This window comes from Acetivibrio clariflavus DSM 19732 (assembly GCF_000237085.1).
Lineage (GTDB): Bacteria > Bacillota > Clostridia > Acetivibrionales > Acetivibrionaceae > Acetivibrio > Acetivibrio clariflavus.
Genome location: NC_016627.1, coordinates 1,130,826 through 1,146,133, shown reverse-complemented (window position 1 = coordinate 1,146,133; position 15,308 = coordinate 1,130,826). Strand labels below are relative to the sequence as shown.

Annotated in this window: 13 protein-coding genes; all 13 read right to left on the bottom strand. The window is 37.2% G+C overall.

What is annotated here, in order from left to right; genetic code table 11:
• Positions 1-10: 10 nt before the first annotated feature.
• The 13 genes from hypF to CLOCL_RS04720 all read right to left on the bottom strand — a co-directional run bounded on the left by hypF (position 11) and on the right by CLOCL_RS04720 (position 15,116).
• Positions 11-2,350 (bottom strand): carbamoyltransferase HypF, encoded by a 2,340-nt coding sequence (gene hypF / locus CLOCL_RS04780; protein WP_014254280.1) that lies wholly within the window; start codon positions 2,348-2,350, stop codon positions 11-13.
• The gene (gene hypB, locus CLOCL_RS04775; protein ID WP_014254279.1) at positions 2,350-3,000 is read right to left on the bottom strand and encodes a hydrogenase nickel incorporation protein HypB; all 651 of its coding nucleotides are present in this window, start codon (positions 2,998-3,000) and stop codon (positions 2,350-2,352) included. Before hypB ends, hypF begins: the two co-directional genes overlap by 1 nt.
• An 80-nt stretch (positions 3,001-3,080) precedes the next feature.
• Complete coding sequence (gene hypA / locus CLOCL_RS04770; RefSeq protein ID WP_014254278.1) at positions 3,081-3,428, bottom strand: hydrogenase maturation nickel metallochaperone HypA; 348 nt, start codon at positions 3,426-3,428, stop codon at positions 3,081-3,083.
• Entirely contained in the window at positions 3,394-3,759 is a 366-nt protein-coding gene (locus CLOCL_RS04765) for a 4Fe-4S dicluster domain-containing protein (protein ID WP_014254277.1), read from the bottom strand. The genes hypA and CLOCL_RS04765 overlap by 35 nt, the downstream gene beginning before the upstream one ends.
• 4 nt (positions 3,760-3,763) lie before the next feature.
• Positions 3,764-4,843, bottom strand: a complete 1,080-nt coding sequence (locus CLOCL_RS04760; protein ID WP_014254276.1) for a hydrogenase large subunit — start codon at positions 4,841-4,843, stop codon at positions 3,764-3,766.
• A gap of 31 nt (positions 4,844-4,874) precedes the next feature.
• A complete protein-coding gene (locus tag CLOCL_RS04755; RefSeq protein WP_014254275.1) occupies positions 4,875-5,219 on the bottom strand; it encodes an NADH-quinone oxidoreductase subunit C in 345 nt (114 codons plus the stop codon).
• A gap of 28 nt (positions 5,220-5,247) precedes the next feature.
• Positions 5,248-5,682, bottom strand: a complete 435-nt coding sequence (locus tag CLOCL_RS04750; RefSeq protein WP_014254274.1) for an NADH-quinone oxidoreductase subunit B family protein — start codon at positions 5,680-5,682, stop codon at positions 5,248-5,250.
• A gap of 11 nt (positions 5,683-5,693) precedes the next feature.
• Positions 5,694-6,545 (bottom strand): respiratory chain complex I subunit 1 family protein, encoded by an 852-nt coding sequence (locus CLOCL_RS04745; protein WP_014254273.1) that lies wholly within the window; start codon positions 6,543-6,545, stop codon positions 5,694-5,696.
• A 52-nt stretch (positions 6,546-6,597) separates the two neighbouring features.
• Positions 6,598-8,481 (bottom strand): NADH-quinone oxidoreductase subunit 5 family protein, encoded by a 1,884-nt coding sequence (locus CLOCL_RS04740; RefSeq protein ID WP_014254272.1) that lies wholly within the window; start codon positions 8,479-8,481, stop codon positions 6,598-6,600.
• A gap of 503 nt (positions 8,482-8,984) precedes the next feature.
• Positions 8,985-10,673, bottom strand: coding sequence for a MutS-related protein (locus CLOCL_RS04735; protein ID WP_014254271.1), 1,689 nt, complete (start codon positions 10,671-10,673; stop codon positions 8,985-8,987).
• Positions 10,674-10,683: 10 nt separating this feature from the next.
• A complete protein-coding gene (locus CLOCL_RS04730; protein WP_014254270.1) occupies positions 10,684-12,375 on the bottom strand; it encodes a MutS-related protein in 1,692 nt (563 codons plus the stop codon).
• Between the two features lie 258 nt (positions 12,376-12,633).
• Entirely contained in the window at positions 12,634-14,493 is a 1,860-nt protein-coding gene (locus CLOCL_RS04725) for a methyl-accepting chemotaxis protein (RefSeq protein WP_014254269.1), read from the bottom strand.
• A 131-nt stretch (positions 14,494-14,624) separates the two neighbouring features.
• A complete protein-coding gene (locus tag CLOCL_RS04720; protein ID WP_014254268.1) occupies positions 14,625-15,116 on the bottom strand; it encodes a chemotaxis protein CheW in 492 nt (163 codons plus the stop codon).
• Positions 15,117-15,308: the final 192 nt, after the last annotated feature.

Below are 15,308 nucleotides of genomic sequence, written 5' to 3'. Positions count from 1 at the left end.
TCCTCCAATTTTATTCTTCCAGCATTGCTGCAAATACCTGTCCTAACGATATACCTCCATCATTTACAGGCACTTTAACATTAAAAAACACATTGAATCCATTATGCTTTAATACGTTCACGGCACCTTCAAAAACTATTGAGTTCTGAAAAACCCCTCCGGATAATGCCACATCGTTTATATTATATAATTCCCTTAATTTTGTGCACATTGTCAATATATAATCAATTACAGTTAAATGAAACCTCCATGCTATTTTACGCTTATCCTCACCCTTTAAGCTGTCGGCAAATATTTCTTCAATGCATCTTTTCATATCTCCAACAAGTTTGTCGTCCATTTCAATTATATCGTAACTATATGGCATGCACCCATTTACCGACTTTCCCATTGGGTAATGAGAAAACAAATCCATCAGGTTAAAAGCCTCCATATAATCCGATGCACAGTTTTCCAGCAGTATTGCACATTCCCCTTCAAAACTCGAATAACTTTTTATTCCTGCAATAAAAGATACTGCATCAAACAATCTTCCCATACTCGATGACATTACTGTATTTATATTATTTGCAAGGGCCGCTTTCATAAGAGGCCACCTCTCATCCCGTATGTGTATGTCCAAGCCTGAATCATACAGATAAGAGTATCCTGTCTTAAAGACCTCTTTTACTCCGGAATCTCCCCCCAGCATGGGAACATACTTTAAATGCCCTGCCCTTTTGAAACCTTCCGGCGATACTACAAGAAACTCTCCTCCCCACATAGCACCGTCAGTTCCATAACCTGTTCCATCAAAGGCAACACCTATAACAGGCTTATACAAACAATTTTCAGCCATAACAGATAAAATATGAGCATGATGGTGTTGAACCTCCAAAACTTCAATACCATATTCTTTTGCGTACTTTGAAGAATAATACCCAGGGTGTAAATCGCAGCAGATTTTTTCCGGCTTGATTCTAAAAATTCTTTTGAATCGGTCAATATTCTCCCTAAACATTCTAAACGCTTCCTCTTCTTCAAGGTCCCCGCCGTATTGGCTCAAATAGGCATAACCGTTTTGAGCAATACAAAAGGTATTTTTCAAATCGCTTCCGCATGCAAGTATAGGCCTTACATTTTTAAACCTGTCTCCCAAATACAACGGTAACGGTACAAACCCTCTTGCTCTTCTTATAAATTGAATTCCGGTACTTGAGTTAACCTTGATTACTGAGTCATCTATTCCGGTAAGAATTCTTCTGGCATTATATAAAACCCCCGACAATCCTTTATCCATTAGGGACATTATCTTCTCATTGTCGATTATTATGGGCCGGTCGGAAATATTGGCACTGGTCATAACCAAAGGCCCAACTGAATTTATCAGCATCTTATGGAGAGGTGTGTAGACCATAAAGCATCCGAGATATTTACTGGATTTGAAAACAGATTTGCAAATATCCGATTTTTTTCTCTTTAACAGAACAATGGGCCTTTCCCGTGACAATAACTGTTTTTTCTCTTCAGAAGATACAATACAGTATTTTTCTATTTCAGCTATATTATCAAACATAACAGCAAAGGGCTTTTCTTCACGCCCTTTTAGCTTTCTAAGCTTATTTACGGAATTTTCATTAAATGGGCTGCAGCACAAATGGAAACCGCCAATTCCCTTAACAGCCAAAATACCGCCTTGCTTTAAAATTTCAACAACCCGCAAAAAAGCTTCAAATCCTGTCAGTTTCCCATCCTTTCCCGCCTCCACAAATTCCAACTGCGGTCCGCAATCATGGCAGGAAACAGTTTGAGCGTGATAACGTATATTATCAATATCCCTGTATTCTTTCAAGCATGAATCACACATAGGAAAGTCGGACATAGTCGTATTTTCCCGGTCATAGGGGACCCTGTCTATTATAGTGAAACGAGGTCCGCACTCCATACAGCTGATAAACGGGTGCAGATATCTCCGGTCAGTTTCCCGGTACAGTTCTTTCAGGCAATTATCGCACACAGCAATATCCGGCGAGATAAAAACCGGACCTTCCGAGTTATCAGTACTGGGTTTTATTATAAAATCGTCAGATAAAGAATTTATGTTCTGCAATTCTTCCTTAGAAGCAATAACGCCGCAAGTATTTTCAGTCACCTGTAAATTTACGATGTCTGAAGACTGCGGCTTATTTTGCTTTAAGTCTCGTATAAACTCTTCCAGTTTTTTGTTGTCAGCTTTTATGACAATAAGAACGCAAGACCCGTCATTAGCAACAAAACCGGTCAATCCATGTTTCTTTGCCAAACGATGGACAAAGGGCCTAAAACCAACCCCCTGAACAGTTCCCCAAATTTTTATTTCAAAAGTTTTCATTATAATCTTACCTTGTTTATCCATTCTACCAATTTATCAAAACCTTCTCCCGTCTTTGCACATACTTCAAAAACCGGCGCCTTTTTATTTAAAGCATTTATCCCGTCATAGAAGAACTTATCGTCAAAATCCACATACTCTTTTAAATCGCACTTGTTCAATACAATGACATCGGCATTTTCAAAAATTATCGGATATTTGTACGGTTTATCGCTTCCCTCAGGTACCGAGCAAATCAACATTTTTATGTTTTCTCCCACAACAAACTCTGCTGTACACACCAAGTTCCCAATGTTCTCAATAAACAGGATGCCTTTTTCACTAAGGCTAAGCTTTTCCAGTGCCCTTTCCACAGTAGGAGCATCCAAATGACAAGCTCCACCGGTATTTATTTGATAGGTCTCCACACCCATTGCCCTCATTTTTTGAGTATCAATGTCCGACTCCAAATCCCCTTCAATAACATAAGACTTAACATCGGGAAGTAATTTGATAATTTCTTTTATGGCAGAAGTTTTCCCCGACCCCGGCGAACCTAAAACATTAATAACAAAAATCCCATTATCATTTAGTTTTTGCTTGACTGACAATGCAATTTTTTCATTTTCGTTATATATATCCTGTATTATTTCAACTTTTTGAAGTTCCATTTCACCGGTCCTCCATAAATAAAAATTTCCCGCCGATGTTCTTACCTTTGCCTCGTACAGACAGCTTTTGCAAAATAAATCTACCCGACATAAATATCAATATCCTTGACATAAAACTCCTTGCCAATCTCGGTTGGCATACCCATACCCCCACATTGAGGGCACTCAAAAGAAAACCTCTTGCGATAAAAATAGGTATTGCATTTTGAACATTTCAGCTGAGGCTTTATATAAGTTATGTCCAAAATTGCACCTTCTGCCAGGGTTCCTTTTGACAGAATATCAAAATACATTTGAATGGATTCCCCGATAAAGCCGGACAATTCACCCACTACAAGGGAAATCCGTTCAATTTTAACAGCGCCATGGCTTTTTGCTTTCTCTTCAGCTATCTTAACTATTTGTTGCGTTATCGAGTACTCGTGCATTTTCAAATACTTCCTTATCCTTCGATAAAGCAGGTCCTGAATACTCATTACCCATCGAAAGGCATTTCTTAGGACATGCTTCCACACAATAACCGCAGGTTATACACTTAAGCCTCTCAATCTCCCATTTCTTGTCCGTTCTATTTACCGATATGGCACCGGTCGGACACTTTTTCTGGCAAATACCGCAAAATACACAAGACTCAATATTTATATCAATTTTGCCTCTTGTATTTCGTTTAAATTCCTTTTTAGCAAGAGAAGCTCTTGCTGCCGGAGATTTTGTAAATAAATTTTTAAATATTGATTTAGTCATATTAAATGCAAACATTTTATCACCTCTCGGTACAACTGATACATGGATCTATAGTTAATATTAAAATAGGAACATCAGCATAATCACATCCCTTTAGCATCTTAAGCAATGCCGGGATGTTGGCAAAAGTAGGTGTGCGTACTCTCAAACGGTCCAAAAATTTAGTTCCGTTGGCTTTAACATAGTACACAACCTCACCTCTTGGCTGTTCCAGTCGAACAAAAGCCTCCCCGTCGGGATTTCCTGTAACCTTAGTATCAACAGGACCTTCCGGTATCTTCCCGATGGCCTGCCTTATCAGGTCTATTGATTGAAACAATTCCTCAATCCTTACAGCACATCTATCATAACTGTCTCCACTTGCTCGGGTAATAGGTTCAAAATCCAACTGGGAATAAGCCCCATAACCTAATTTTCTCATATCCTGAGCAATACCGCTTGCACGCATCATTGGCCCAACGGCACCCAAATTATAGGCATCTTCTTTGGAAAGTACCCCTACCCCAACCAGTCTGCTTTTAACAGTATACTCATTCAAAAACACATTGCTAATCTCCCGGATTTCCTTTTCAAGGTCCACAAGAACCTTCTCTATTCTCTTCAGAGTTACAGTGTCTATATCCTTACGAACACCGCCTATTTTGCAAGAGCCGAATATTACCCGTCCACCGGTAGTTTCCTCCATTATGTCCAAAACCTTTTCTCGCACTCTCCAGGACTGCATAAATAAACTCTCAAATCCGAAAGCATCGGCCAAAAGCCCCAACCAGAGCAAATGACTGTGAATCCTTGAAAACTCTGCCCATATTGTACGCAAAAACAATGCTCGTTCCGGGACTTCTATATTCATAATTTGCTCAATTGCTTGAGAATACCCCATTCCATGCATAAAACTGCAAATTCCGCATATTCTTTCTGCTACATAGATATATTCAATAAAATCCTTCTTCTCTACCAGCTTTTCCAACCCTCTGTGCACAAATCCTATGGATGGAATTGCTTCCACCACCTTTTCATCTTCCATTACAAGGTCCAGATGAATAGGCTCGGGCAATACGGGATGTTGTGGTCCAAAAGGTATAATCGTTCTTCTTGACATATATATCCTCCCGCTTTTTTAAGGCAAAATATCAACAACTTCCGAAAGGTATCTTTACTGAGGTCCTATACAAATTACCTTTGAAGTCAATTGCCATTCCATTAAATTTCAATCCAAAGAGGTCGTGTATTTCATTTTCGTACATGACAGCACTCCAGTATATATTGCTTATACTCTGTACTTGAGTATCCGATGGAATATCCAACCTCAAATTAATAAACTCATAATCCTTATCAAAGGAGTAGTTCAGCTGCACATTTTCCCCAAAATTTGTACAGCTCATCTGCACCAATCTGTAACCTTTGGAAGCCAAATCCCTGACACTGCTTACCAGTTCATTCAAAGTAATATTTCTTATCTCCTGTTTATTAGTCATATTAACTCTTCCTCTTCCATAAAAAGATTTACTTGTCTTCTTTCATATGCCGGTATTTTTCCTCGAGTATTTCAGCAGCCTTTGCAATACCCTCCATTATTGCCTCAGGCCTTGCAGCGCAACCCGGCACATAAACATCAACAGGTAAAATCTGATCAACGCCGCCCATGACATTATAACAGTCCTTAAAAATTCCTCCGGTCGCCGCACATATGCCTACAGCCACTACTACCTTAGGATCCGGCATCTGGTTATAGAGATTTTTTATAACATCTTTATTCTGCTCGTTAACAGAACCTGTTATTACAAAAATATCTGCATGTTTTGGATTTCCAGTATTTATAACTCCAAGTTGTTCAGCATCATACATAGGTGTCAAACATGCAAGTACTTCTATATCACAGCCATTACAGCTGGAAGCGTCATAATGAAGAACCCAGGGTGATCTTGACAGCGAAGACATATCATCCCCTCCTATCCAATAAAGTACAAAACAGCTATATTAACCATTCCAAGACTTATTGCCACAACCCAGGAAGATACCATTGCAAATTCCCATTTTACTCTGGCACTGCTGTTATCGATAAATATCTCCAGAAAAAAAGCCGCTAATGTGGCAATTATCCCTATCACCGGATTATTCGCAAAAAACAGGTATATAAATCCTAATAAAAATACATTTTCATACCAATGCGCTATTTCAATCATAGCCAGTTTCTTACCGGTGAACTCTGTTGTAATCCCCCTTACTATTTCCTGATGAGCATGGTGTGACATCGACAAGTCAAAGGGAGATTTTCTGAACTTGATAGTCAACACATACAAAAATCCCAAAAATACTCCCGGTAAATACATTATCAAAGGTTTGTCAAAAGCCACAATTTTTGAAATATAAAAGTTCTTTGTAATCATATATACCCCCACAGTCATAATAATAACCATGGGTTCATAGGACATCATTTGGATTAATTCCCTTTCAGCACCCATATGGCTGTAGGGAGATGATGTAGAAAAAGCTGCTAACACCAGCAATACACTGGCAAGGGTCAGTGCAAAAACCACCAAAAGCAAATCTTCCCCTGCGAAGAACAAACATCCTGTAAAAATTATCAGCACCAAAAAGGCAAACACATAAAAGTCCTGTGTTTTATTAACAAGAAGCGTTTCCTTTTTTAACAGCTTTGAAACATCATAAAAGGGCTGTAACAATGGAGGACCTACTCTTCCCTGCATTTTTGCAGTGATAACTCTGTCCAGGCCCGATAACAGTCCACCTATCAAAGGCCCAAGTATTATAAACAATATTACAGAAATTGCAATTCTCAAAATTTTGCCTCCTTACCAAAGTCATAATTAAAATATCTGAGGCCGGAGCGCCTTAGTAAATAAAAGCCATAACCAGCATCAATAAGGTAGCTGCCGAGCAAATTGCCAAACCTATTTTAAACAATCGTCCTTCCCCAAAATACCTGTCCATATAGTAATTTTCTATATACAGCTTTTGAACCGTTCCCATTGAGCCATAAAATCTTTTGGGTTCATCGGCATTTGCTCCGCCCAAGTATATGGAAACCTCTTTCAACTCTTTCCTGGATACCAGCAATCTTATAGGAAGCAATAGTATCAAGCCCATCATAATCAACATAATAATTACATTTCCTGTATCCATGGAAGCGCCATGATTAAATACCTCTACTACGTAGGGATTAACCAGTTTCGATGAAATAAACGGGAACATCAGACAGACCATAATTGTAGCAACAGACAACACAGCCATAGGTAATATCTCAGTCTTCTTAACAATAATCTCCATTTGCTCTTCCTTTTGAGGAATTGCAATAATCTTGCCCATCCACTTTGTCCAGAAAAAAAGTGTTGCAGCACTGCCAAAGGCAATGAATATTACAAGCAAGGGATTGGTATCAACAATTGCCTTAAGTGCGGCCCACTTACTAATGAGCATTCCGAACGGTGCAAGGAACATGCCTGCAATTCCAACAATAAGCATGATCGCAAGTATTGGCATCTTTTTTATCAGTCCATGCATAACTTCAATATTTCTGCTGCCAAGTTCGTGTTCCACTGTACCTACACAAAGGAATAAAAGAGATTTGGCAACAGCATGGAATATAATCAGCAAAACTGCAGCCCATACCGATTCATAGGTTCCAATTCCGCCGCATGTTACAATAAGTCCCAAATTCGCAATAGTGGAATAAGCCAGAACTTTTTTTGCATCCGTCTGAGCTATGGCAATAAGAGAAGCAATCAAAAATGTAAAGCCCCCTACAAGAGCCACCAAAAAGCCTGCTGCAGTATCGTTTAATATAGGTGCAAGCCTTATAATCACATACACACCGGCTTTTACCATGGTACTTGAATGGAGAAGGGCGGATGTCGGAGTAGGTGCCACCATTGCCCCCAACAACCATGATGAAAACGGCATTTGCGCTGACTTTGTAAGACCGGCAAAACATATCAATACTGCCGGAATCAATACACTTACTTTTTCGCCGGATATCAGTTTATTAAGTTCCAATATTCCTGCCTTACTTGCCAGAAGTGCAAGAGCAACGGCAAAAGCAAGTCCTCCCAAAACATTAAACATCAAAGCCCTATAGGCATTGTTCCTGGATTCCTCCGTACCAGTATATCCAATCAGAAGGAAAGAACATAAAGTAGTAATCTCCCAGAAGAAATACAACCACATTAAGTTATTGGAAAATATCATTCCAAACATGGCAGACAAGAATATGAATAAAATAAAAAAGAACTTTCTCCTCTGATCCTTTATTTCTTTGTGATTCTTGTGATAGTCATGCATATATCCCACTGAATACAGGCATATAAAGCTACCAATAATCCCTACCAATATAGCCATAATCAGTGAAAACTTATCTATAAACATGTTATATTCTATCTCTACGGAACCGATCAGTTTAAACTCTATCCAGCAGAGAACTATTGCCTGAGCTGCCATTAACAATGAAATTAAATATTTTTTATCCTTTATACCGAGATAAACAACATATGCTCCAATTAGCAGTTCCAAACATAACATTACCTTGTTTATGGCCTCAAAATTAATTTCATAGTAATTCAAATCAAATTTTAAAAACAAAAAAGTCAATATACAAGTTGCCGCTGAAATAATTCCGGCAGATACTTTTACAATCCAATTCCTGACTTGGTGGTTAGGTGCCAATGCAGTTAATAATGCCACACCTATAGGAAATAACACTAAAAAAAATAACACAGCCATCTGAATCCTTCTTTCGCATATTGTACATTGTATACAACCTTACAAGTCACAGCACTTTAATTATTTATGCAAATCGGTAAAATCCTTACTTATACATATCCCATCGATATTATTGCACAGCCGTATACGTTCAACAAGCAATTCTGTTTTTATATTTTAGTTTATTCCAAAAGTCAAAATATTTTTTTCCTTACAAAGCAAATGACCTATACTTTACTAGTAATTACGGCAATCAAAAAAGCCTTGTTTACCAGAAGTATACGCCATTGTAACCTTACACTGCTTATTTTGCTTTTTATAAATCGAAAGAATATGCAACTTAACTAATTATAATACTTATTTCAAACATTTAAAATTGCAGATATGTCTTATAATAACTCTTTTAATTGCTTTATTGCTCAAAATCGAATTAATTTCATTCTTTTCTCATTTAATCGCAAATTATCTCAATTATTAATAGACATATGTATCATACATTTTACTTAAGTATTCAAAAACCCGAACTATTCTAGCTTCTGAATGAAATCAGCATATCTTATTTTAAACTGAGCGGCTATATCAGCTGCAAAACTCGATTTGGAAGGAACACCCGGAATTATTTTGTACGTTCTTTTTCTGACTTCAACGTCCGAATCTTCCTCTCTGACATCTTTACTTTTTTCATATTGAGCCACCATATTTATTAAACGGCTGCATTTTACCCCTAAATTTCCCAAATCATTGTTTATGCTGCTAACCCTATGAGCCAATTCGTAAAGATGGGTAACAAAAGAACATCTGGAGCCGATAATTGCAATTGCCGCCAGTATATCCTGCGCAATCATGCTCCCCTCTTTTGAATTGGTAGATGCAAAGGCTTCATTTATTAATACAAGACTATGCTCTGTGGCATCTTCGATTATAGTCCTCATTCTGAGCAGTTCCTCGCCCAATCTGCCTTCATTGCTTTCGGGTTTTTCATCTGCCGGGAAATGAGTAAATATCATATCTACAGGACTAATTACTGCTTTCATTGCCGGGACCGGAATCCCTGCTTGCGCAAGAATCTGCAGAATACCCATTGCCCTTATATAGGTAGTTTTTCCTCCCTGGTTGGGTCCGGTAATAATTTGGATCCTTTCATCTCCTTTTATATAAACATCATTAGTAACTATTTTTTCGAGAGGATTCATGTAACCTTTTTCAGAAAGGTAAAAAGCAAAACTTAAATCATATAAATCTTCTGCAATAAAAGTCCTTTCATCAATTGGTGCCATATCTGCCCTTGAAGTTACCAATCCTAGTTTTTTCATTGTTTGCACAAGTTTTAGCGCACCTTCATAAAACAACATTTCGTCGGAAAGATTTCTCAGAAAGGATGAGATATTGGCAATCATAGTTTCCAATATCTGAACAATTCCGTTAAGAGTCTTATCCTTAATCTCATTAGCATTCTCTTCAAGAATATAATCTATGTTCTTTAAAACATAATTGCCTTGAATTTTTCGCCCAATATTTTTCAGGCTCTTAAATCCTTTTGACAGGCGTGCTTTTATATATTCATCCCTCTCCAGTATTTTGCTTACATATCCATTATTATCAATATCCAGAATAACAGCATCCTTGAGTTTGAAGCAGCTATCCAGCTTTGCGTTCAGCTTTATTCTGATATATCCCTGGGTACACTTTTTAAGATCCAACAAGATCTTTTCAAGTTTATAAAAATTATCGTTATCGACATAACTAAGAACAGCCTCGTATAAAAGATTCAATCCCCGGGATGAATATTTGTTCCTGTATCCTTTTAATACCTCCCCTACCTTTTTACATACACTGCTGTATCCAAGCAACGTATTGACTCCATATCCGAGTCTATATTCTGCTGTAACGTCAGCTCTTCTCCTGTTTGATAACTGCCTTTCTCTTTCAATCGGCATCATCATGTCAAAAGCAGCTTTTAAATCAAAAAGCATTTGAGGCTGTTCAATGAAATCCTGAAGTACTTCATACCTATATGAAATATCCTCCGCGTCCTGACAAAGTTCAGAAAAAACCGAAACAATAACACGTTCTGCGTTTATACTTGTGCTTCCCGATGTCATAATTTTGAGAATCTCATCCAACTGCAAATCTTTAATAAAATCAGGATTTTCACCTTCAATTTTCAGCTTTTTGCATGCATTCCTATATAAAAGGCTGACTTTGCTAACCATAAATATCCTCCTAATTGGGAATATATCCTCTAATCTTAAGAAGTTCAATAATCTGTTCCAAAGAAAGTCCGTGTTTTAAAACTATATCCCTTGAATAACCAAGTCCTGAGGACTTCATTCTTTTTATCTTGTAAGTCCTGTTCCCCATTATTCCTTTATTATCGGTATCCTCAATTCCTGCCACAAGACATGCAAGCTTGCTTCCATCGGGAACCACCTCATTTAATGCGTCAATATCATCAGCAAGCTCGCCAAAGTGAGTAACATAAATGCCTTTACATCTGAGTTTCATTAAAATTTTGAGCACGTCTCTTCCAAGGTAATATCCATCAACTTCTCTTGTACTTGAAAAAGTTTCATTTAAAAGAACCAAACTTTTTGAAGTGGAATTATTTATAATTACAGATATTCTCTCTGCCTCTTTACCAAGTCTTCCTTTATCAATTCCCAAAGCTTCTTCTTCAGGAAAATGAGTGTGAATGGCATCTACAATGCTCATCTGTGCCCTTGATGCCGGAACAAAGCAGCCTGCCTGAAAAAGAACCTGAGCAATTCCCACCGAACGAATATATGTTGTCTTTCCTCCTTTGTTAGGTCCAGTCAAAACAAAAATCTGTCCCTCTTCATCAAACCTCAAATCATTACAAACAACCTCTTTTGCGAGCTCATATTTTCCGTCTTTTATCCTTTGCAGCGCCAAGGTCAAATCATAAAGCCCGTCAATTTTTGTGTTCATCTCTGTGTCCTTTTCTATCAAGGGTTTGCAAAACTTAAGTCCTAGCCTCTCTATGCGCTTTATAAGTTCGGTAAGCTTTATATAGAATTCCGCCTCGGTTTTTATGCCGCAGATATCTTCAAAATCCTGCTCGGAATACCTATTATAAAAAGTCTGCAAACTTTCCAGAACCTCGGGGTTTTTCATCTGCAATCTCTCAAATATAATTTCTTCCAGTCTTGAAAATCGAGCTTCATAATATATGTTAATGTAACTTTTCTCATTATTGTCCAGAAACGCTGCCCCGCTGCTAAGTAATTGGGATATTAAAGGTTCCTTGAAGGATTTATGCATCTTTACCTTTTCAATATTAAATGTAATTTCTTTTAAACCCTGATAGTAATCAAGTTCGAGATACACATCGGGTATTTTTTCATATTCCTCAGTGACTCTCTTTATTTCCTCAGCCATTGTTCTAAATTCATCTTCTTCACTGATTCTCTCAACATATTTAAGTAGCCGCTTAAGACCTTCAGACTTTATATTTGCACTTTTTTCTTTCAGGCAACTTTTTATCCCCGAAATTAAAGCTGTATAAGCAGAAGCTTTTTCAAAAAAATATGTTTGAACATGAATTCCCTTTATATTTGCAAATCTTTCCTTTGAACAGCTTAGTACAAAATCCATTGTTTTAGCAAACTCTTTAAAGTTGTTTAAAATCCAATCATTATCCAGAAAATCCTGCATTATATCCAATCTGTATTGCAATACCTCTTCGTCGGTACATGGGTTTGCAAACAATAACTTGATTTTTTCACGTTCAGTCCTGTCAAACCTGATCTCATCCAATATTGCATCAATGCTTAGATCCTCGACAAATCTTCTGGTATATACTGCATTTTTCATCCATGACTTATAGTATTCATCGTTTGGCCACAATAAGCTGATTGTTGGCTTTTCAAGTACTTTCAAATGTAAATCTTCCATATTATCCCCCTTACCGAACGAATCGATCCATAAAACCGAACTTTATTTTCCAGCCTTCATAAAGATATTTTGATATTGAATTCTTAATTACCTTCAAAATTAATTAAAAATTATTAAAAACTTTATCCAAAACAATCAACAATTAAAATTTTTTACCACTAACTAAAGGGGGCATACAGCCCCCTTTAATCGTACTCATAGGATATAAATTTTTAATGTAAAAGGTACATTTTAATAATTAGAATTTTTTAACATTTATCAGTACTTCCCGAAATTGTCATCCTCCAGAGATATCTCGTGTTTATGTTCACTTCCCACTGAAACCAAATCTTCATTGTTACTGTCAAATGTTTTCCTGCTTGGTTTATGTAGTTTCTTCCTGCCAACCATCTCTTCAATTGACTTTATTGTTTCGACATCTAACCCTTCCAGCCCAAAATTTCCTTTAGACTTTTTTAATTTAAATCGGCTGACCGATTCTTTCAGCAATTCTGCCTGCGAGGATAATTCCTCACTAGCCGAAGCACCTTCTTCTGCTGTAGCAGAGTTGGTCTGTACTACCTGGGCCACTTGGGAAATAGCCTGATTTATTTGTGCAATGCCCGATGCCTGTTCATTTGACGCTGTGGCTATTTCTCCCACCAGTTCAGCCGCCTTGCTGATACCGTCCACTATCTCATTCAATGCCTCTGCTGTATTATTGGCTATTTGATTCCCTATTTCCACCTTTTTAATTGAATTTTCAATTAGTTCGGTAGTCTCTTTTGCTGCATTTGCACTTCTTGCGGCAAGATTTCTTACTTCATCGGCCACCACTGCAAAGCCTTTTCCGTGCTGTCCCGCTCGCGCAGCTTCAACAGCAGCATTCAAAGCCAGAATATTTGTCTGGAACGCTATATCATCTATTACTTTTATAATTTTTGATATATTTGCCGATGAATCGTTTATTTCCGCCATAGCTTTTATCATTTCCTGCATCTGTCTGTTGCCGGCCATCGCATTTTCCTTGGCTTTTAAGCTAATTTCGTTCGCCTGTTGCGCATTCATAGCATTCCTCTTGGTATGTTCCGCGATTTGCGACATTGATACCGTTATTTCTTCAATTGAAGTTGCCTGCTCTGTTGAACTTTGAGATAGTATCTGACTGGAATCCGATACCTGTTTCGCACCGGAAGCCACTTGATCGGCAGCAGAACGTATATTCCCCAATACTTCATTATTTATCCTTATCATTTCTGTGAGCTTTTTACCCATGAGGTCATTCTCCGATTTAACTTTCACCTGAATGGTCATATCCCCTTCTGCAATTTTTTCAACAGCATGTGCCTGTTCACGTATATTATCCACCACTTTTGAAAATGCCGCCATTAAACTTCCGATTTCATCTTTTGTAGTAGCTTCAACTTTTACATTTATATCCCCCAGAGCAAGTTTCTCCGCAGCTCCTTCCAACATTTTCACTGGTTTGCTTATGATCCTTGAGATAAATATACCCAGAAAGACAGCCATAATGACACCAATTACTATAACCATGATCATCATACTAACAGCTGAATTAGCAGCTCTGGTATTACTGTCTGCTCTTTCTTTAGCTGCGGTTGCATTATATTCAGAAATTTTTAAAAACAATTCATTTAATGAGTCTATAGTTGTATCGGAATCTTCCAATAAAAGTTTTTTGGCTTCCTCTATCTTACCTGACTGTATAAGTCCTATATAGTTTTGAACTATAGATTTATATTCTTCCCATAGCGGCTTGAGTTCATCGAATATTTCTCTGTCCTTTTCATTTATAATTCCATCTTCATAAGCTTTCAATTCTTTTTCAGCATTAGAAAGATGTTCTGTTATTTTTCCCATATATTCTGAACGAGCATCACTATTATCCCCCAAAAACAATACTTTTAAAGTATTTACTCTCGTCCTCTGAAATCGTCCGTTTGCTTCTCCGGCATATTGCAAGCCAAGTGCATTTTCCTCATACAATAAAGTATTCTGGTAGTCAATATTTCTTAAATTAACAACTCCTACAATTCCTATAACTGCGGCTATTGTTGCTACTATCATAAAACTAATTAACAACTTAACAGAAATTTTTAAATTGTAAAACCAACTCATTGATATCATCCTCCTATCATCGTATATGTTTTGTATTGCGCTTAATGGTTTATTATGTTTTTAACTTTTGTAGGTAAGTGCATAAAAACTATATAGTCAAGTTTATTTACCAGCAGAAGAGAAAACATAATTTATATAATATTACTCAAACTCTCCATTTCATCATCACTAAACAATTTATCACAATCCAGAATCAGTTTGACATTATTTCCTACTTTTCCTATACCTTGTATGTATTTATGATGTGTATAACCGTTTAATCGCGGAAGCGGTACAACGTTTTCTTCATCAATAGATAAAACTTCTGCTACGGCATCTACTATCAGTCCTATAGTTACATTTTTAACCTCAATAACTATTGTACAGTTTCTGTCAGTGTATTCTTTTTCTTCTTTACCGAATCTCAGCCTTGCATCAATGACGGGAATTATTTTTCCTCGCAAATTGATAATACCTTTTACATAGTGAGGAAGCTCAGGAACTTCTGTAATTTCTTGAATCCCTACTATTTCAGTAACATAACCTATTCCTATACCATATTCTTCCTTTCCCAAAGTAAAAGTCAGATATTTGTCTTTGTGAGTATCTTCCAGCAGCTCCATATCTTCCAGCATTTGCTCCATTTAAAGCTCTCCTTTCATTTTTTATTTTGCTTACTTCTGCTTGTGTTCAGTAATGCTCTGCATTGTTTTTTAAACACCAAGTAATTAAATTTTGATATATTGACATATTTTAATTTTTATAAATATTCATAACTAAAATTGTTAAATTTAAACAACAACTATGCGCAATAACTCCAGTTACTCTTCCTTTAA